General features: G+C 46.8%; 14 protein-coding genes. 3 read left to right on the top strand and 11 right to left on the bottom strand.

Features of this window, described 5'->3' with window-relative positions:
• The first annotated feature begins 319 nt into the window (after positions 1–319).
• Positions 320–1,447 (top strand): quinone oxidoreductase family protein, encoded by a 1,128-nt coding sequence (locus tag PN498_RS01195; RefSeq protein WP_272060844.1) that lies wholly within the window; start codon positions 320–322, stop codon positions 1,445–1,447.
• Between the two features lie 187 nt (positions 1,448–1,634).
• Here the strand turns inward: PN498_RS01195 and PN498_RS01200 are convergent, their stop codons facing one another.
• The 6 genes from PN498_RS01200 to PN498_RS01225 all read right to left on the bottom strand — a co-directional run bounded on the left by PN498_RS01200 (position 1,635) and on the right by PN498_RS01225 (position 11,553).
• Complete coding sequence (locus tag PN498_RS01200; protein ID WP_272060845.1) at positions 1,635–4,568, bottom strand: NHLP bacteriocin export ABC transporter permease/ATPase subunit; 2,934 nt, start codon at positions 4,566–4,568, stop codon at positions 1,635–1,637.
• A complete protein-coding gene (locus PN498_RS01205) occupies positions 4,565–6,832 on the bottom strand; it encodes an NHLP family bacteriocin export ABC transporter peptidase/permease/ATPase subunit (RefSeq protein WP_272060846.1) in 2,268 nt (755 codons plus the stop codon). The genes PN498_RS01200 and PN498_RS01205 overlap by 4 nt, the downstream gene beginning before the upstream one ends.
• Before the next feature lie 52 nt (positions 6,833–6,884).
• Complete coding sequence (locus tag PN498_RS01210) at positions 6,885–8,351, bottom strand: NHLP bacteriocin system secretion protein (RefSeq protein ID WP_272060847.1); 1,467 nt, start codon at positions 8,349–8,351, stop codon at positions 6,885–6,887.
• Positions 8,348–9,460: a cyclic nucleotide-binding domain-containing protein gene (locus tag PN498_RS01215; protein ID WP_272060848.1), complete on the bottom strand. Its 1,113-nt coding sequence runs from the start codon at positions 9,458–9,460 to the stop codon at positions 8,348–8,350. The genes PN498_RS01210 and PN498_RS01215 overlap by 4 nt, the downstream gene beginning before the upstream one ends.
• Before the next feature lie 68 nt (positions 9,461–9,528).
• Complete coding sequence (locus PN498_RS01220) at positions 9,529–10,701, bottom strand: DUF7005 family protein (protein WP_272060849.1); 1,173 nt, start codon at positions 10,699–10,701, stop codon at positions 9,529–9,531.
• A 36-nt stretch (positions 10,702–10,737) separates the two neighbouring features.
• Positions 10,738–11,553: a MinD/ParA family ATP-binding protein gene (locus PN498_RS01225; protein WP_334312209.1), complete on the bottom strand. Its 816-nt coding sequence runs from the start codon at positions 11,551–11,553 to the stop codon at positions 10,738–10,740.
• 454 nt (positions 11,554–12,007) lie between these two features.
• Between PN498_RS01225 and PN498_RS01230 the strand changes: the two genes are divergently transcribed.
• A complete protein-coding gene (locus tag PN498_RS01230) occupies positions 12,008–13,057 on the top strand; it encodes a lysine-2,3-aminomutase-like protein (protein WP_272060850.1) in 1,050 nt (349 codons plus the stop codon).
• 676 nt (positions 13,058–13,733) lie between these two features.
• Here the strand turns inward: PN498_RS01230 and PN498_RS01235 are convergent.
• The 4 genes from PN498_RS01235 to PN498_RS01250 form a co-directional block, all read right to left on the bottom strand.
• Complete coding sequence (locus PN498_RS01235; protein WP_272060851.1) at positions 13,734–14,954, bottom strand: cupin domain-containing protein; 1,221 nt, start codon at positions 14,952–14,954, stop codon at positions 13,734–13,736.
• Positions 14,955–15,172: 218 nt separating this feature from the next.
• Positions 15,173–15,523, bottom strand: coding sequence for a Nif11-like leader peptide family natural product precursor (locus PN498_RS01240; RefSeq protein WP_272060852.1), 351 nt, complete (start codon positions 15,521–15,523; stop codon positions 15,173–15,175).
• 333 nt (positions 15,524–15,856) lie between these two features.
• Entirely contained in the window at positions 15,857–16,195 is a 339-nt protein-coding gene (locus PN498_RS01245) for a Nif11-like leader peptide family natural product precursor (RefSeq protein ID WP_272060853.1), read from the bottom strand.
• A 368-nt stretch (positions 16,196–16,563) separates the two neighbouring features.
• On the bottom strand, positions 16,564–16,902 hold the full coding sequence (locus PN498_RS01250; RefSeq protein WP_272060854.1) for a Nif11-like leader peptide family natural product precursor: 339 nt from the start codon (positions 16,900–16,902) through the stop codon (positions 16,564–16,566).
• Between the two features lie 1,296 nt (positions 16,903–18,198).
• Between PN498_RS01250 and PN498_RS01255 the strand changes: the two genes are divergently transcribed.
• A complete protein-coding gene (locus PN498_RS01255) occupies positions 18,199–19,341 on the top strand; it encodes an AraC family transcriptional regulator (RefSeq protein WP_272060855.1) in 1,143 nt (380 codons plus the stop codon).
• A gap of 96 nt (positions 19,342–19,437) precedes the next feature.
• Here PN498_RS01255 and PN498_RS01260 read toward each other — a convergent pair whose 3' ends face one another.
• A complete protein-coding gene (locus PN498_RS01260) occupies positions 19,438–20,769 on the bottom strand; it encodes a response regulator (RefSeq protein WP_272060856.1) in 1,332 nt (443 codons plus the stop codon).
• Positions 20,770–20,819: the final 50 nt, after the last annotated feature.

Raw genomic sequence — 20,819 nt, forward strand, 5'->3', positions numbered from 1 at the left:
GAAAGTGCAGAAATACAAAGCCAGTTAACCAGGCCAACATTCTGTCAAAATAAAAGTCTTAATTCTGGACTTCATATAACTTTTATTTTCGAAAAATAGGGGTGTAAATGAACTGTTCAAAACTGCCAAATTAAAGCTATCACAGTTCAAGAAAATACTATTTGGATGAGCGTCTCAAGTCGCTTGGATAAACGTCTCAACCTTAGTCAGGAAGGTTGTCTCAGCTGTTTTCCCCCGTATAATCGAAGCTAAAAGAAGCTGCTTTCGAGAAAGAACAAATCAGATTCTTTTGTTTTTTGAGTTCTTTTGGGGCCTTATTATGCGCTATGTTGCGGTTTGCGGTAGTCCGCTGCTGAAGTTCAACGATTCTCAAAATGTAGTTAGGTCTCTGGAAATGGAGGGCGTCAACCTGACCTGTGGATTGCTACATGGCAGAGACATACAGTTTGATCCACAAGCACCCGAAAATCATTGCAATGTTTTAGTTAAAATTCTTGCTTTTTCATCAAACTATCGTGATAAAAGCATCATTTTGAGAGCAGCGACTTATTTGTCACAACAAAACTTTTACGCCTTTGGATCTGATTTTGTCGCTGAGGTGCTGGCGGTCGGACCCAAAGTTGAAGGACTGCAACCGGGAGACCGGGTAATTAACAATAACCAGTATCCCAATTCAGGTATAGAAGGGGTCATGCCAGGCGTGACGACTAACCATAGCTCCAAAGAACTGCAAATCTTTCATCAGGTCAAGCTCCTCAAAATCCCTAATAGTATTTCCGATGAGGTAGCAGCAGGGTTTAGTATTGGAGCCCAAACCTCCTACAGTATGTTGCGTAAGCTGAAGGTTCAACCGGGTGAAAACATCCTGGTCACAGCAGCAAAATCAAACACCTCCCTGTTCGTGATCAACGCTCTGAAACACCGGGGGGTTAATGTCTACGCTACCTCGACATCTCGTAAGTTTGAGGACAAGCTCTTGGCGATGGGGGTCAAACAGCTGATTCAGATTGACCCTAGCCAAGAAGACTGGTTGCAAATTCCTGAACTGATCCAGGTCTACCGTGAGACCGGCGGTATAGACTGTATCGTGGATCCTTTCTTTGATTTACACATTGGCAGACTGTTACCCCTTCTGCGTCAGGGTGAAGGAGGACGCTACGTCACCTGCGGTCTTTATGAGCAGTACTCAACCTATACCGGACATCATTTTAACTATCAGGGCATGGCGTTAAAAGATGTGATGCTGTTTGCCATGATCAATAATGTGCAGCTGATTGGTAACTGTGTCGGCAAAACGGCAGATCTGCAACAGGCGATCGATGATTGCACTCAGGGTAAGTTCACAGTAGCTGTAGACTCTGTTTTTTCAGGCAATCAAATCAGAGAGTTTATAGACCGCACTTACAATAGTCGCAAACGGTTTGGAAAAGTCATCTTTAAGTATTGATGGATCGAAAAATAGTTTCAATATCTCTATCTTATGCAAGCTTTTATAGAGATATGGTATGAGAGTTGATTGGGACGAAGTCAATTATGCAGGGTACAACCTCTTATTCTGTAGCGCTGATTGTGATTTGCCTATTCGTCATTGCTTTACTGTGGTTACCTGATGTCTTAGGCAATGATTAATGTTGTTAATCTAATTGGCGGGCTGCCAGAGTTGCAAATAGTCCGTCTTGTTCGACAAGTTCATCAAAAGTACCCGTTTGTACGACTCTTCCGGCTTGTACGACATAAATTCGATCAGCATTGCGGATAGTGCTCAGCCGATGGGCAATCACGACCCGAGTCGCATTCAAACGGTCTAAACTCTCTGTGACAATATTTTGGGTGCGGTTGTCCAAGGCACTCGTTGCTTCGTCAAGCAGAATAATATTGGGTTTCAAGACGATCGCCCTAGCAATCAACAGCCGCTGTCGTTGACCACCCGAGAGATTACTGCCACCCTCGCTGATGATCGTGTGCATCCCCATTGGCATTTGCCGAATATCATCAGCCAATCCAGACGACGTAGCTGCTTCCCAGGCCTCATCCAGAGACACTAGAGCACCCCCAGTAATGTTATCCACAAGGCTACCTGCCCCGATGCGGCCATTTTGCAAAACGACGCCCAGCTGACGGCGAACCGCTTGAACATCTAAGCCAAGCAGGTCTTGCCCATCGTAATAAACCGTTCCCGTAGGCGGTGTCTCAAATCCCAACAGCATTCTAAATACTGTCGATTTACCGCTACCGGAGGGTCCAACTAAGGCAATAAATTCCCCAGGTTCTGCATAAATGCTGACATCATCCAAAATTAAAGGCCCCTCTTCTCGATACCGAAAGGTGACGTGGTCTAGGCTGAGTTGCCCTGTGAGCCTGCCGGGATCGGTTTTACTAGAGTCGTTTTCTGGAGTGCCTTTAACAATCACCTCAGCCCGTTCCCATAGAGGAACAATCCCCAGAATGTCAGTGACCGTATTGCCCAGGGAGGTTACCCCGCCCAAAAAAGTACCGTAGGCCGCGTTAAACGCCAAAAAGGTCCCGACTGTTAAGCCAACCCGCCCTTCGGTCTGGGCATTTTGCAAAGCCAGGATAGCAAACCAGAAAATCAATACTGAGCTGAGCAACGGTAACGCTTCAGTCAGCACGGCGATGCTATCGTTTAAGCGCTGAATGCTGGCTGTGAGTCGAGTTCGCTGGGCAAAAATCTGCGCCCAAGCTCCCAATGCTCGCTCCTCAGCAGCGGCTACCCTTAACTTAGCGACTCCGTTAATCAGTTCAACGTTGAGGCTATTAATTTCTCCGTCTAAAACTTCTTGTTTGCGGGCCTTTTTGACGAGTTTGAGACTGGTGAAGAGCGTAATCCCAGTGGTGACAACAGTGATACCGATCGCGACGATCGCCAGTTTGACGCTATAGATCAGCATCAGTCCGAGGTTGAGCAGCGCAAACACGCCATTGAGCAAAGACTGCTGAGTCGCCCCACTCAATTGCCGGCGAATTTGGCTGACGGACAATAACCGTAGCAGCAAATCGCCGGTGGCGTAGTTGCGAAAGAACGACGGATGGAGTTGCAAGAGTCGATCCCAAACGGCGGGCTGCAGGGTGCTATCGGCTGCCGTTTCTACTCGCAAGGAGACCAACCCCTGGGCAAACTCAAAAATCGTTTTGGCGATCGCTGCAACAATCAAAGCTAGACCTAACTGCAAGAGTAAGGCGCGATCGCCTGCGGGAATGGCATCGCTGACCAATAAAGAGGTGGCTTGGGGAACGACCATGCCCAATAGTGAACCGATGACTCCCAGGCCAACAATCCAGGCAATGTCCCAGATGTGCCCTTGCACAGCAAACTGAAGGATTTCAAACGCCTGGTTGATTTTCTCCGGCAGAGGCCGGTAGAACATATAAGCTTCGACACTTAAGGTATCGACAACCGCCTCATCGACTGGGGTTTTGCTCCGGGTGACCGGGTCAAAGAGAACATAGCGTTTGCGCCCCTCGGGGAGCAGGGCACAGGGTTCTCCTTCTGCGGTGTAAGTCAGTAACGGCCCCTGCTCACGGGTCCACCAGTTACCTGTCAGCAGCACTCGGCGAATGCGAAATTTAGACGCACTGGCGATGGCGTCAATGGGTTCTTGAACATGCTCTAAATCAATTGAGGCTGTGGGTGGCTTCACCTCAAGGTCCATGATCCGCCCTACAGCCCCAGCCGCCACTAAGAGGGCAGTTCCTACCTGAGGAACAGTAACAACTTTGGCATTCAGGACGCCACTGAGTTCGCCCATAGCCCCGGTTGCGGCTTGCTGAGTCAGCTGCTGGCGCTCTCGAAACTGCTGAAATTCGAGAGTGATGGTTTGGTGTTCTAACTGCTCTAGATACTGAAAGATATGGCGATGAAATTGTGCCACCCCAGCCAGGAGGTCATCTACTGTGAGCGTATTGAGGTAGAGATCGTCTCCTAGCGTCAAGATTTCCAACTCAGCGGGCACCTGCGCCTGTAGCCAAAGATCAGCTGTCACCGGAAACGCTGAGCCAGCGGCTTCGACTTTTAGTCCGTCTAAGCCCAGCCATTCCGTGTGGCCTTTCAGCACCCTGATCCAGTTGACTTGGTTGCGCCCCGGAGTCAAGACCTGATGGTGTTGAAGAGAGAGATATCGGGAGCGTTTAGTAAAGACGATTTCGTAGCCTTTAGGCATGATATCGAGGGGATGTTCTGCCAACCTCGCACTGAAATGGAGTATCCAAGTTTCGAGACCCGTGATGGCGATCGCCTCACCAGCGATCGCCGCAGTGATCAGATCCGTGATCGCGAATGGCTCTAAGGTCGATGTTTCATAAGCCACCGCCGCGATCGCATAATTCGCCTCTACACCAGTCCACAGCCCCGTACCCACAATCCACTCCCCAGCATAGACAGTAAATAGATATCGCCGTTGAGAAATTGGTTCCTGTTGTTCATCCACCTGCACTGCAAATAGAGCTAGGGAACCAGACTTAACACACCAAACAGCATGGGGATCTTGCAGGAGCAATGGCTGATTGCCGTGCAGCGTGAGAGTAGAAGTTGGGACATCTAGTGGACTCATGAGATCGATCCTCCCAACGCATAGGGTTCATCGGTAGCGGCTGCCATGCCCACTAGTTCTTGGTACACCCCCTCTTGCAACCGTAGTTCTTCGTGGGTCCCTCGTTGCACAACTTGGCCCCGATCCAGCACGATGATTTCGTCGCAGTCACGAATGGTGCTGAGACGATGGGCAACGACAATGCAGGAACAGCCCCGACGACGTAGATTGTGATCAATTAGCAGTTCCGTTTCCGCATCCAGAGCACTGGTCGCTTCGTCCAGTACGAGGACGGCGGGATTGCGGACCAAAGAACGGGCAATTTCAAGACGTTGACGCTGGCCACCACTGACACTCGTGCCCCCTTCTGAAAGTTTGGCGTCATATCCGCCGGGCATGAGGGCAATCAGATCATGAATCTCGGCATCTTTACACGCTTGGATAAGGTCTTCTAGCGGTATTGTCGGGTCCCATAGGGTCAGGTTGTCACGCACAGTTCCGGCAAACAAAAAAATGTCTTGCTCAACCATGGCTAAGGAATTAGCCAGCACTGAACGAGGGATCTCATCGCGGGACACGCTATCAAATCGGATCGCACCTGACCAGGGAGCGTACAATCCCGTCACTAGCTTGGCCACAGTAGATTTGCCGGAGCCGCTTCCCCCCACTAAAGCCACTCGCTGCCCCGGCTTCAGAACCAGGTTGAGATGGTCAATTAGGGGAGGCTCTAGGCGACTGTACCCAAAGGTTAGATCTTGCAGTTCTACATGACCTTGCAGGCGGAAGATCTCTCTCGGCAGGCCCAGGGGTTGTTCAGAATGCGTAGGAGTGTCCAGCGGTAAGGTTGCCTGACGTTCCACTTCAGGATCGAGAGCGTTTTCCAACACGTCGTCTAGCCGATTCAGATCAGCCTCAAGGTCTTGAAGCGTGCTCCCAAAGCTCAGCAGCGTGGTGACCGGAGCCAGAAAACTCATGGTCAATGTCTGATAAGCCACCAACATCCCGATGCTAAGGGTGCCGTTCATCACGCGCAGTCCCCCAACCAACAAAATGACGGCAACTGCGATCGATGATAAAAACTCAGGTAGGGTTGCGAGCATCTGATTCGGTAATCCTGCCTGGAGTTGAGCGTTGTTCAGCTTGGCGTAATAGCCTGAAAATTTTGAAAACAGATCAGACTCTAACCCAGAAGCTTTGACGCTTTCGATAGAGAGCAGGCCGCTGATGGCCACGCCGACACTTTTGCCACTTTCCTGGGCCAGTTTGCTGTTAACATCGGTGCGGCTGTCGGCAAGCAGTTTTAAGACGACGAGATTAACGGCGGCAAAGCAGATGGCAATAAGGGTAAGCAGCCAATCATAGGCAAACATGATAGCGGCGTAAAACACAATCATGAGGGTATCGATGAGGGTGGTTGCCAATTGCCCAGAAATGACGCCAGCGACCTTGTCGTTGAGCTGAGTGCGGTTGCTGATTTCCCCAGCGTAGCGCTGCGCGTAAAACCCCACTGGTAGACGTAAGGTATGCCAGATAAACTGCCCTGACAGCGTCAGCGTCAGCTTAATCATGAGTCGCCGTAAATAGGTTTGCCGCAGACGGCTCAGCAAACCCTGAATCAATGCCGTGACGATCATGCCCAGTAACAGAGGACGCAACCAGTCTTCGCGATTTTGCACCAGCACTTCATCGACAAATACTTGGGTAAAAGCAGGCACGGTGAGACGCGGTAGGGTCAGGAGCAATCCTGCTAAGAGACAGAAGATCAGGGCTCGCTTAGAATTGCTCAACCGCAGTCTCAGAGCGGGCAAAATCCCTTTCTTGCGTCCGCCTTGCTCAAAGTCAGGTCCGGGTTGTAAAACCAGAACAACCCCGGTATAAGAAGCGTTGAATTCTGCTTGAGAAGTTTTCCGGCGACCGGAGGCTGGATCGTTGAGATAAATCTGGTCACCCACGAACTTTTCAACCACTAAAAAATGGTTGAAATTCCAAAACACGATACACGGCAGGCGAACTTGCTTCAGCTCCTCAATACTGCGACGAAACCCCTTAGCCTGCATCCCATACAGTCGAGCTGCTTTTAAGACATTTGAGGCTTTACTGCCGTCTCTAGAAACGCCGCATTCGCGCCGCAGTTCTGGCAAGGGCACGATCCGGCCATAGTAGCCAAGAATGATGCCTAATGCGGCTGCCCCACATTCAACATTCTCCATTTGAATGAGGGTTGGGGTGCGACTAGGATCAAGCCGCAATCGAGACACAAGGTTGCTGATGAAGCCAATAGCCATAGGAACCGTACCTACATAACCCAGCAACTTGACTGAACGGCGATCGCAGCCATCAATACACCCCCGTCCAAGAGCGGAACAGCGGAATGATATACGCGATCGGGGCAATCTCTCCAACCCTGACTTGCACTGTGGTCGTGGTGCCTGAGGTGATTGCTTCGTTTGGGCCTTGCGATGAGGTCCAGGCATACCCACTCACAGTGCTGTCATCAGTTTCCAACTGGATCGAGATCTGCACGGGGGGACCATTGCGCGTAAAGTTTTGGGCCAGTTCAGCATTGCCCACCACAGTCGCAATTTCTTGGGTGGTTAAGGGAAATTGCGACACCGACTCGACACCTCCAACAATTCCGCCATAGCGCTCTCGTTTGACGATGCTGGGGGTAATTTGGGCCGCCATGCCCAACTCGATTTGTTTCCCATCTCGATCAGGAAAGTATGCCAGAGTAATTAATTCTTCATCCTCATCTTCAATTTCTAGAGAGGCGAGTTGTTTACCCGGTTCAATCACCTGACCAGCGACAATCCCAAGCTCTAATACGCGCCCCGTATAAGGACTCGTGATCGTACCCTGATCGGCTAATTGCAGTTCAAGCTGGTCAATTGTCTTACGCACCTGTTCAATCTGGTTTTCACGATTGAAGCCCGTCTCCAATTGTTGCTGATTGAGCTGTGCTTCCTTAGACGCGAGGTCTTGTAACTGGGCCTGAATTTCCCGAACCGTATTCAGGTTTTGCAGATACTGGCGCTGGGCTTCGGCTTCTTGCACATCCAGCTGACGTCGTTGAGCTTCTAGATCGGCCACTTGGGCCAGGCTATTAAAATACTCTTGTTCTGCCTGCAACAGCACATCCCCAGTGATAATTTGCTGCTCCAGCAGCTGACGTCGACTTTCGACCCTCTCCTGCAGTGTTGGCAGCAGTTCTCGGGTCTGTTGCAGCCTGACCTCAAGACTACGACGACTCTCTCGAATCGACTGCAAATTCTCGTCCCGTAGAACTGGAGTCAGAGATTGAGTCGTTTCGAGATTAGCTTGCAAGGCTGCCCGCTGTTGCTGAATCACGGCCTTTTGCAGTTCGACTTGTTGAACATCTAGCGTTGTGCTTTCATCCGTCTGGGCTTGCAGCCGTGCCAGCTTTTCCCGTTCTTGCCTTAACTGTTGCTCGGTCGCGGATTGATCAATAGTGCCAATAACCTGCCCGACCTCAACAGGGTCGCCAGGCTGCACTTCTAGCGTCAACACCCTGCCACCACCCGGGACCTGCAGCTGTACAACTCGCCGAGGCCGGACCAACACTCCTTGTCCTGTGACATTGAGCGGTAAACGTCCGAAAATACCCCACAGGCCACCCATTAGAATCAATAGCCCCAGCCCTACCAATGGCACCCATGCCTTGGGATCGACGACTTTCACCAGCTGATCTAGCTGTTCAGGAGAAGAAAGGCGTTCGATGGCATCTTGCCGAAATAGCGCTTTCTTTTCTTTTTCTTGCTCCTCATGCGGGGATTTTGGGGTCATGACTGATCCACCTTTAAGCGCTTCAGCATCCATTCAAACCGTGCTCCCCCAACAGTCAAATGATCGATTAAGTCCAGATCTAACTCGTCTTCATAGTGGACATCTGGAGAGAGCGATTGACCAACCTGGTACGAAGCCTTACCATATCCAAGCCGATTGATGAAGCTATTCAGACGCGCTGATAGGAGGATAGTCAATACTCGATAGAATCGAGTGGCCATACCCGCATCTTGCTGGAGCTTGATGAATAAGTCGCGGCGGGGGATCGCCAGTAACGTTGATGGATTGATCGCGCTAACAGAAAACTTTGACAGCCGTGAGTCAATCAAGGTTGTTTCTCCAACCACTTCGCCCCGAGACGACCGAGCCACCTCTCGTCCTGGGTATTCCTCTGATTGCCCTCCAGAGGTAAACTGGCTGAAAATTTGAGTCAGTGCTGCTGACTTGCCGCCGGTAATGGAAGTCGAGAGCAAACCGCGTAACACAACATATAAAGTATCTGTCGGTCGCCCTGATTGGATCAACCGCTCCTCAGGTCGGAGATGGACCACGGAACCATGATTGATCATCCAATCAATATCGCTGTCAAACAGCTCTCCAAAAATCACTGGCCCATCTTGAATGGCAGAAAGTTGTAGTCCTCGACGGTAAATGAATTTGTCTAACAGAAATTCGTAGCGATCGAGCATCAGCGTAGCCATGACACGATAGAACCGAGACGCAAATTCGCGATCGCGAATCAGTTTGGTTTGCAGTTGAGCTTGGGGCACAACCAGCACGGTCGAAGCCGCCTCGGTTCTAATGACCATAGGGGATGGAGGACTATGTAACACCGCCATTTCCCCAAATACATCGCCACCTTCTAATGGAAAAAGAATATGCTCTAGATTTGCATTTCCAGACAGCGCCGAAAAGGCTTGCCCTAAAACGCTGTCTTGATCATCGGCAACTGCGGAAATGAGTTGCCCTCCCAAAACAATGTAGAGGACATTAACAACCTCACCTTGATGCACTAACACCGCATTCTCATCCAACGTTTGCTGTTGACCTGCCGTTACCAGCCAGTCAATATCGCGATCAAGTAAAGCTTCGAGAAGTAGGTCTGCCATCGCTTTAAAGGGTTAAAGGGTGAGGACGAAAATCAAGAGTAATCAATAGCTCCCAATGAATGCTCAAGTTAAGACAAGGCCAGATCAAGATGGGTTTGTTGAGCTTCAACAGCAGTTTGCATGAGTGCCAAACCAGTGTCGGAGGCAAGTTCCTCAATTGTTAGGGATACCAAAGCCAATAAGGTTGCAAGCCTCCCTGAGGCAGTACGGTAGTGTGCTAAATAGGTGCGATCGAACTGTTCTAAGTTCTCAGCAGCTTTCTTCACAAGGGCCTTCAACACCTCGAAAGCACCTTCAGATAAAGTTGGATTACCTAGATATAGATGTAACCTACCACTGTCACGATAAGCTGGAAAGCGCTCTAACCCGACAAACTGTAAAAACCAGTCTGCTCGGTATGTGCCATTAGCCGCCAGAATGCCAAAATAATCGGCGATCAGCTCATCTAAGACATGGTTACGCATAGATTGAAAGCAGCGTCGAGTGAAGTAGTGGATACATTCATGCTCACGCCGGATTATCAGCGAAAGTCGCAGCCATTCGTCCTCATCCAATCCCAATTGGGCTGCTGTTACATTGCTGTAGGCACCATGACTCAAGAGAATGAATCGATCCTGATACAGCGCTTTTTGAGGTACTAGACGAGAAAAGGCTGCCAACCAATCCTGTTCTGAACATTGATGAGGGTGTCGAGACTCCCATTGCCGACGATAACGTTTGACTCGATCCCAATTATTGTATCCTCCAATAATGCAAGCCCCCATTGAATGGGGAATATCTACCGGCTCATTGCGTTGAGTGAATGCCTGTAGCAGAGAGACGAAATCTGCACGATTACTCGATACGATGACCGGAATAGCGCCGGCTAAGGTGGGATAAATGAACAAAGCAAGCTCGTCGGGTTCTTGGAGTGTCAAACCTGGAGTCGACTGAGTTGAGAAACAACCTTTACGAGTGGCTTGACGATAGATTTCGCTGGTACTAATACCTGACCGTATTGGAAATCTCAGCTGCACTAGAGCAGCGGTCAGCACTGCGAAAACGCCCTTCTCTTGAGCCGCCTCTACATATTCTTGCCAGACTTCTATATGGGGTTCGTCGGCCAATGGAAAAGCAAAAGTATCAACCGTTCCGTCCCGTCCATCAAACAGGTTTTGATTGTATGTGAGTAATTCTTCTAGTTCATTTGGCCCTGCACCATAGGCTTTCAATATCTGAGTTCTTAAATCTAAAGTATCCATAAGCTTATATCCCAGCTTGATTGGCCTCTGAGCACATTAGATCAGACACTGACTAACAATTTCATCAAACGTTTCACTCACGGGATCATTGGGATAGTCAACGACAAAAAGCCCATTACTAGCAAGCACCATCATTTCATCAGAGTGGGGTAGAACTCCAACCACGTCGGCACTATAGGTATCTTCTATTTTTGATTTAAGGTCACCCAAATTAAAAAATTGAGGAACTTTATTAACCACCATAAACAAAGCCGGCACCTTTAATTTTCGGGCTACATCGACTGTTACGGCTGTTCCCTGATAGTCTTGCGCATCCGGGCGCAAAATCAAAAATAGGATATCGGAAATCGAAATTGACAGCAACGTTTCTTCGTTTAGTCCAGGATGAGTATCAACTAACAAATAATCAAGACTAAGCTCATTAACAAGAGCTTGAAGACCTTGTCCCAAATATTCAATGTCATAACCTTCGCGTAAGACCCGAGCGATGTCCTCAGCTCGACTACTACTAGGAATCAAAAAGACCTTCCCGTTATTATCAGCTAGCGAGCCCAAAGTATTAGTGACATCGTAAGCTACTTCACGAATGGAACGACGGCCCCAAAGATAATCGTTGAGAGTAGTTTCAATTTGATCTTCTGAGAAGCCAAATAAAACATGGATTCCTGGTGACTGGATATCGGTGTCCACTACAGCAACTCGCTTCCCATACTTTGCCAGAGTGGCCGCTAGATTAGCCGTCGTATTGGATTTCCCTGTCCCTCCCCGATAAGAGTGAATAGATACAAATTTTGACACTGATTTCAGCCCCCAGGTAAACACAGCGATCGCCAACAGAAAAGAATTAGACACTTAAACGCCCAGCGCCTAATGATTAAGTCATTCCCAAAGTTCTTCCATCTTTGGAAACTGACGTTGCCATACCAATCAACAAGCAAGAATAACGCTTGCAACGCCTACAGAATCTTCATTGTTCTATATTTTAGCTAAATATCATGACTGAAAAAGGTTGCGACATTCAACCTTCAATCAAAATCAATGCTAAACATAGATTCGGTAGTTTTTTACCTATTATTTGCCTATTAGAATACCTCAAAAAATCCAACTCTATGATACTATAGCAGAGCTACTGTAATTGTTTTTCTTCTGATTGACAGTACTTAAGAAACGGATTTTCACAGATGTGAGAAAAGTACTGAATCGGACGCTTGGCAATATGGTTTTTAAGACCTCATTGCGAGATAGAGGGGTCTTGTTTTAAAACCAAAGTTTAGTCAGTTTTGAAGTTCTGTAACATTCAATTAATATGATGCAAAAAGGTACAGTTCGTACGGGTCAAGGCTTGCTTGACGCCGGATTGGTTTCTTCAGGAGAATCTGCAGAAATTGATCGGGTTGCGAAGCAATTTTCCATGGCTGTGACTTCAGACATGGTGGAATTGATCGATTTTCATGAACCAGAGGATCCGATTGCTCAGCAGTTTATTCCTAACTCCAAAGAATTGAATATCCTTCCAGAAGAATTAGGTGATCCCATTGGTGATTTTCCTCATACGTCAATTAAAGGAATTGTTCACCGATACCCAGATCGCCTGCTGCTCAAGCCTATTCATGTTTGTCCAGTTTATTGTCGATTCTGTTTTCGCCGAGAAGTTGTTGGTGATGATGGCGAGGGACTTGCCCCTCAGGAATTAGAGGCAGCATTAGACTATATCCGCAATCATTCTGAAGTTTGGGAAGTTATCTTAACAGGTGGCGATCCCATGATTTTGTCGAAAGCAAAATTGACCTATATTATTCAGGCGCTTGACCAAATTGATCATGTTGATGTGATTCGCATTCACACTCGGATTCCTGTCGTTGACCCGGGTCGAATTGATGAAGACGTTGCTCAAATTCTCAGGGTGAGTAAGCCAGTTTACGTAGCTATTCATTCGAACCACCCCAAAGAATTCAGTGAGGCTGCCTGTAACGCGATCGCGACCTTAGCCGATGCAGGTATTCCTTTAGTGAGTCAAACTGTTTTACTCAAAGGGATTAATGATGATCCTGAAACGCTAACTCAACTTTTTAGAACTATGGTGAGAAATCGGATTAAACCCTATTACCTCCACCATGGCGACATGGCTAAGGGAACTAGCCACTTTCGTACCACTATTCAAGAAGGGCAAGCCTTAATGCGAACCTTGCGAGGTAAAATATCTGGGCTTTGCCAACCGACCTACGTCCTCGACATTCCTGGCGGGTATGGCAAGGTGCCTATCGGTCCTGACTATTTGCAAAAACAAGGCGGAGATGATTATCTTGTTGAGGATCCTTGGTCAGAAATGCATCTCTATCCACCTGAAAATGAATAGTTTTGAAGCAAGCGTTGTAGCCTGATTTTGTCATTTCACCCATACGCTTGCATTTGTTATAGCCATCCCAACTGTTTTTTGGAGGTAAAAAGGATTTTTGAATAAGGTTTTCAAAAAAAATCTTATTCAAAAATCCAAATAGGCTCACTATCTGTAGATTGGCCGAATCAGACTCAAGAACTTTCACCACGGGCAAAGCTATTGTGTATCTACCTTTCTGCCTGCGAGCTTTGATCCGAGTGAAGTTATTTGAGTCAATATTGACCCAAAAAACAATACTATAACTGCACGCTGCTTCCATACCGGATATGCTAGGCGGACAGCCGCATCGATAGAGAAAGCTTTTCCGCACTTCTGGAATGAGCAGAAACAAAAAATTGAGGATTTGCTAAATTCCAAAACACACTAGAAGATCAGCCCACGCCAAACTCAGCTCCCTGCATGTCAGAGCGAGCGGCCATTAGGGCGGTATTGACACAGTGCACTTGATCAAATACTTGAAGGGAATACACACAGAAATACCTTAGCGTTTTCAACATCTCAGGACTGCTCCAAGCCTACTATCCTGGCTCGAACACTCATTGGATAACTGTCTCAGATTGATTGGATATATGTCTCAATCTTGATGTCGAATCTGAGATTGCTTGTTTTGCTGCCTTTTGACTGTCCCCACAGACTAGGAACTTCTTTTAAGAAGACCGCCTCTAATCAAGCGTTGAGCCAGTTTAATTTGGTTTGCAAGCTCTAAACCTGGCAATTCACTCACATCAAAGGGTCGCGTTATTTCTGCAACAAATTTCATGGCTCGGCGATAGCTCGCAGGGCCACCAATAGTGTTACCTGGAAATTTGAGACTGACCGAAAGTCCTCTATCCATCAACTGACAGTGTAGTTCCTGACGCTTTTCGACCTGAGTTTCAGCAGTGATAGAGCTAAGCTCATTTAAATGCTCAAAATGACCATCGGGTGCTGGAATAGTCGTCTGAAGGAATTGGTGTTTTAACATTGCAAAAGCTTCTTGCACATCGGCTTTTTCATGAAAAACTGCTACTAAAGCTGCAAATCCTTCAATCAATACATCACCATTCTCTGCATCTAAAAACCCGACAGGTAAAGCCTTACGAAAACGTTCATCTTGTAGGCTGAGGGCAGTTAAGGCCTGCTGCAATAAATCCATCCACTGCATGGGATGAACCCCTAAGGTCATGTGGAATGAAAAGCTGTCAGTCGTCTCAGCATGATGAATAACCCCTCGGGGAATATACACCAGATCTCCCGACTGAACTAAAATCTCATCCGTTGGCTGACCTAGATTCTTCTCTGGGATAACGGGTTGAAAGCTGTTGTGTAGTGGCACTGGTTGAGGCGAGCCATGGAACTTCCAAGTTTTTGAGCCAGCCACTTGTACGACAAACACATCATGAGTATCGTAGTGGGGCTGCAAAGCTTTGGAATTTGCAGGGGACAAATAACAGTTCGCCACAATCGAGTGACTTAATACCCGCTGCAACTGGTTGCAAAAGGTTGCCACAGCCGGCCAGAACCGCTGCAAGCCATTAATGATGATAGAGTGACCTTCATCATAGGCTTTGTACAGCTGATTCATATGGATGCTGCCATCAGCCCTTTGGTACCGAGTGGGCAACACCTCAATCTGGTTCTTCACGACCCGAATATCAGGGGGCTTGATCTGGGCGCACTGCAACACTTGCTCTAGAGCCTCGACTGAAAATAGTGCAGCATAGTAGCCTGCTTGGCTACGAGGCACATGGAGAAGTCGATTTTCCCAATACTGCTCTAAAAACTGATTTTTAGTAATAGGGGCAAGTAAATTCTGAACATGAAAGGGGATTGCTGAAGCAACAGTAGCATCCTGTAAATTAGTTATCGTTTGCATTGAACAATATTGGATTAACTACCCTACTTAAGATGAATGTACTGGGATAAAAAGCGTGCCCTCCAATTCAGTTTCGTGGGAGTCCACTGAAGAGGGCACTCAGCTGTAAGCTCTTAAATTGTTATTGAGCGCACAGAAAACTTTAGAAAGCCTCACGCCTTTTGGCGTCCCTTAAAAAGGTGACAAGCAAAAAGTGCTCGTCACCCCAGGGTGAGTGCTCACCATTTAGGCTTGAAAATGTCTATCGTAGTTTGAACAGATGCTACGGTAAGTCCTGCACTGCCAATAACAGCTGAGATGACGGCTGAGGCGACTAGCTCTCCACCGGCTACCGCCTCTAATTCTTCATCGCTCAGTTCACCTGCTTCCTGACGTTGTACAACCTCTTGCTTTCGCCTTTCAACTTCTGCGGCTAATTCCTCTGGAGAAAAGTCATAGCCTTTGGATTTTGCCAGGTCGGCTACGGCTTGGCGATCGTTCTCAGCCTCAAGGGCTTTTGCTAGATCATTTTGTAGTGCTGAATCTTCGGATACTTTACCTAGAAATTCCTGAACAGCAGTTGCTGACATGGATGATTTCCTCACTAAAAAACTAGAATTACCTCATTTAATATACATAGATTAAAATTCGGTCAATTGGATGAATGTCTCAATTTGTTTGGATAAACGTCTCAGCAAAGAGTATTGAATGTCAGGCTAAGAGTTTGCCTTGAGAGGATAAAGATAGCCCTCTTTGTTGACTCAATGAGAGCCATGAAATAGACTTCATTGAGTCAATAAAATAAATTCTCAACTCCCAAAATATGGAAGCCTGGATTTTTGCATTTGCACGAATTCATTAGGGATTCATCTGATCTGCCTCAACAGGCAAACGCTAACCCATCAACGTTCTAGAATGAAGACTTACCATTTAGGTTTGGCTACTGAAATTGTCGTCACGGTAGCCAGCGTACCCGCCGTTGCAGCTACAAAAATGGCTGTAATTATTGCTTCTCCACCGGCTACTGCCTCTAATTCATCATCACTCAGTTCACCAGCCTCCTGACGTCGAACAAATTCTTGCTGGCGTCTTTCGATTTCTGCAGTTAACTCCTCTGGAGAAAAGTCGTAACCCTTGGATTTGGCTAAGTCGGCTACGGCCTGGCGATCATTCTCCGCTTCAAGGGCTTTTGCTAGATCATTTTGTAATGCTGGATCCTCAGCTACTTTACTTAAAAACTCCTGAACAGCAGTTGCTGACATGGATAGTTTCCTCACTAAAAAAATAGGTTTATCTCATTCAATGTACACACGCCATATCCCAGTCAATTGGATCAACGTCTCAATTTAGTTGGATCAACGTTTAAAGAGAATAAGATTTTTAATGTTCATGGCACTAGAAATGAAACGTTAAAGTGAATAATAGTTGAAGATTGTAAAATAATTTGCATCTGTGTACTTTAACAAAATTGAAACATTCTCTATATTGCCGATATTTCTATATTTTTTGAAGTTGACAGTACCTAAAGCCGGCTGAATAGCTACTGCTGAACTCAGTTGTTTTTTTTCACCATTAGACTACTTGAAAAGGTGACAAGCAAAAACTGTTTGCCACCTTTCAGAATAGACACTTACCATTTAGGCTTGAGTGCGCTTAACGTAGCTGCACCAATCCCTACACTGGCAATAGCGCCTGATACCGTGAGCGCAACTATTAACTCTCCGCCTGCTACTGCCTCTAATTCGTCATCACTTAGTTCACCAGCCTCCTGACGTTGAGCCACTTCTTGCTGACGCCTCTCGACCTCTGCGGCCAGCTCTTCCGGAGAAAAGTCGTAGCCCTTAGATTTGGCTAAGTTGGCTACAGCTTGGCGATCGCTTTCGGCTTCAAGAGCTTTGGCTAGATCATTTTGTAATGCTGGATCCTCAGCTACTTTTCCTAAAAACTCCTGAACAGCAGTTATTGACATGGATAGTCTCCTCGTCAAAAAATAGGTTTACCTCGCTTAATGTACACACGAAAAAAGCCTAGTCAATTGGATCAATGTCTCAATTGAGTTGGACGAACGTCTAAAGATAAAAGGCTTTCAATATGCATGGCATTGAGTCTGAGATATTAAAAGAAGTCAGGACTTACACCGTTAAACCTAGCTTTGGATCCTTAACCGACTAATATTAGAGTACTATTTCTTTGCGATAGTTTGGGGTAGTTCAGCTCTAAGTCAAAATCAAATCAAATCAACAATAGGTCTTGATATTGATGGCATTATTGCTTTACGCTAATTCTAGTTAACTTGATTTATTAGTTTTGCTCAATTGCAACCATTGTTTGCAACTAATTTCATGGAGATCACAGGCCCATGAAGTTTTCAAACCAGTGACTAATCCCGCTACGCAGAATTAAAACTTAGAATTCAAATCTAAGGCAGATAAGCTTTTCCAGGGTTTTGAACGGTGAGCCTATTTCTGCCGTAGCGCACTGGCAAGTCAGTCAGCAGAGACAATATGCGGAAAAAATCAAATATGACAGAAGCTTTACCATTCTTGCCTCGAAGGCAAAAGTATGGGCTGAAATATCTTTGACCGCATCTCTATTGGCAGGTTTCTATTCAAGTCAGGTGTGCACCTGTCGTGATGGTACCTAAGACCTTTTATGTCATATTGTTAACTTGAAAAATTCTGAAATTGTCACCCAATAACGTCTTAAAACTACATAGAAACGCAACGATTAATTCTGCAAGAGAGTTAGCATGCCAAAGATAAAAACCCAGCGAGAGGGCAATACCTGCAAGGTCTTGTGTCCATTTCCTAGAGGTAAGAGCACTGAACATATTATCGATTCGACAAACTGGAATAGTATTGACGAACCTTCAGAAATAGTTTGTCTTGATGATAGCGATATCGTTAGACAGTTAGCTTCGCTCAGGGACAGGCAAGATGTGCTTTATATCGAAGGTCGCTGCACTCCTGGATCTCCATTTTTGCAGTCCTCTGATTATGGGCAGAAGATCTCTGCCAGTGAATTGATCAAGGCGTTACTTAAAAATCTAGATTTAAATTTTCCAGGGATTATTCAAATTTGCGCCTGTTACTCTTCTAGGCCAGTCCACTCTTGTGGACAAAGGTTTGCGTCGTTTGCTCAACAGTTCGTGGATGAAATGTGGGCGTCAGGTTATAAAAAATGTTCTTTCTATAGCTACGATAAGGCGGCAACCGCTGATCTAATAGCCCAGGAAAGTTATAACTGGCCGGAAGAAAACTGGACCATGAACAATCAAGCTTCTGCTGTACGGGTGAAAGTTGTTCCTGCACAGTCCTCTTCAAGGATTGTCGAAGCACTTCTCGAAGAAACCGATAACTATAAGAACTATGCTTCTCTAGATCTGGTGCCCAGCGTTCAGCTCTGTTCCAAAGATATGACTATCGATGAGTGCTTAGCAACTTGGACCGAAGTCACTAAATCTTTGTTTAATACTCAAATACGAAACCCTGATGAATTTTCAGCTGACTTTGAGGCATACCGGTTAAAGGAAATTGTTTTCATCGCTACGCAATTTAAGGCCCAAGTCTTTAATCGCACTGTTGGACATACCCGGTCAGGTGCTGCTGACCACTTAGTTTTAGAGGTTTACCTAGCGGGTAGTGGTACAGGTTGCCTGGGTGATGATTTTATTGCTATGTCGCCCTATCAAGTCAACCTGTTCGATTACCGCAAAACTCTTTTTATCGATGTTGAAGATGCCAGCCTCATTTCTTTCGTCATTCCTAAAGATTTAGTACGTTCTGTCAGTGTTGAGAGTTTTCCAACTCAGCTATGGCATACGCGATCGCCCCAGGGCAGGTTATTGGTGTCAACCATGAAAGAACTACGGAAAATTATTCCTGAAACTCCACAGGAGAACGCTGAGGTGCTGTCTCATGCACTGGTGGGGTTAATCAACGGTTTAATGTCTCCCAAACCGCAGCGTACGACCCAAGAGCAACACTATGTGCAATCATCAACCCTGCAGGCCATGAAAGAGTTTATTCAAAACAACCTGCATCAACCAGAATTAGATACTCAACAAATTTGTACGGCGTTTCACTGTTCACGAGCAACCGTGTATCGTTGCTTTAAGGAAGAGTCTGGCGTTGAGGGTTACATTCGCAGCCAGCGACTAAAGCGAGCCTTTAGTAAACTCTCGAAGGCTCAGCCTGGCAATACGAAAATGCCAATCTACAGCATTGCTCTAGCTTCAGGATTTACAGACCCAGCCCATTTTTCTCGACTATTTAAACGGACCTTTGGAATAACGCCATCTGAGGTACTTTACAGCAAACCGGACCAGGTCTTAGCCGCTCCAGTTAGTCTCAGTCTAGGTCTCTCTAACAGGGATCAAATCGAAGCCTTTAGAAGTTGGTTAGGCTAGACCGAATATATAGCCTTCGCCAGTTCCGTGAGGGCAAGACGACTATATCTTTAAAGTCCGGCTTGAATGACAACAGTGCTTTTTGAATCCATCAGATCACGAACTTATCCAGCAGTTGCCGCCTTGGTTCTTGGCTTGCTGTAAGCGCTTCTCACAAAGCTCCAGCAACTGTTCCTCCATATCCATATCAGGCGTGGGGCACGCAGTGACTAACCCAACGCTAAGAGTGACTACTGAAGGATAGGATACACCTGACCGTGCTAAAGCCTGCTTTTTTGACAGTCCCTGAACCTGTTCTAACACCTTTTGCGCTATGGTTTCTGCCACAGTTAAAGTTTGCTGTGGCAAAACAATAGAAAAGGTAATCAAGCTGTACCGACAAACCAGCGCATCTAAACCGGACACAGACTTAAGGGTTTGAGCCACGCTATACAGCAAAGAATCTATCCAACGTGGAGTGCTCTCCTTGCTGATCAATGAGAAATGATCAACCTGGCACAACATCAACGTTAGTGGTTCTTGGGCCTTTAACGCCTGTTGCCAGCTTTCTAGCAGAAACTGATCAAACCGACGACGACTCGCGACCTGAGTCGCTGCATCGATCTCGGCCAGCTGTTGTTCTCTTCGAAGTGCTTGCCGCAGTTGCTCATTTTGATCTGCCAGCTGCTGCTGTAACTGCGTCACTTTTAACTGATTCTCGACTCGCACCAGCACCTCGACTACCTTAAACGGCTTATTGACGTAATCATTGCCACCTACCGAAAAGGCTTTGACTTTGTCCCACGTTTCATCTAGGGCACTCACAAAAATAACGGCAATATCCTGCGTGGCTGGATTACTTTTGATCTGTTGGCAGACACTATAGCCATCCATCTCCGGCATATGAATGTCCAGTAGCACTAAGACTGGCTTTTCTTCTGCGATCGCGTCAAGTGCAATCTCACCACTAATCGCCTGCCGAACTCTGTATCCCTCCTCCTCCAGCAAATCTGACAAAACCCGTAAGTTCTGAGGTTGGTCATCGACCAGCAAAATACTGCCTGATGTCGGCGGATTAATGTTGCCTAAGGGAAATGCGGTTCTTGGTATTTCAGACGGCATTTCATCCGGTGAAGACGGGTTGTCATTAGCCAAAACTGGCAGAATCGAGGCCAAGCTTTGCCTCTCTTTTTCTAGCAGAAACCGAACATTTGACTTGGTGACTTTTTGCCCCAAAGCATCGGACAGGAGTCGCCAAAGCTTAGGTGCAACGCCCTGTTTGACATATTTGCTTGAATAACCAAACTCCACCGCTATCTGTTCATAGGTTTTGCGTGTTCCTTGCAAAGCGGCGAGTAAAATTTGCCGCTGCAACTCGGTGAAACAAGCTCCTGTTTTGTCAAAAAGTAATGTCTCAGAAAACATCAAGAGTTCGTTAGCGTCATTCATGCTTTATCCCCTCCAATCGTTAACGCTTAGTCACTGAAGTAGAAAGATCG

Origin of the sequence: Oscillatoria sp. CS-180 (assembly GCF_028330965.1) — a bacterium.
Taxonomy (GTDB): Bacteria; Cyanobacteriota; Cyanobacteriia; order Phormidesmidales; family Phormidesmidaceae; genus Halomicronema.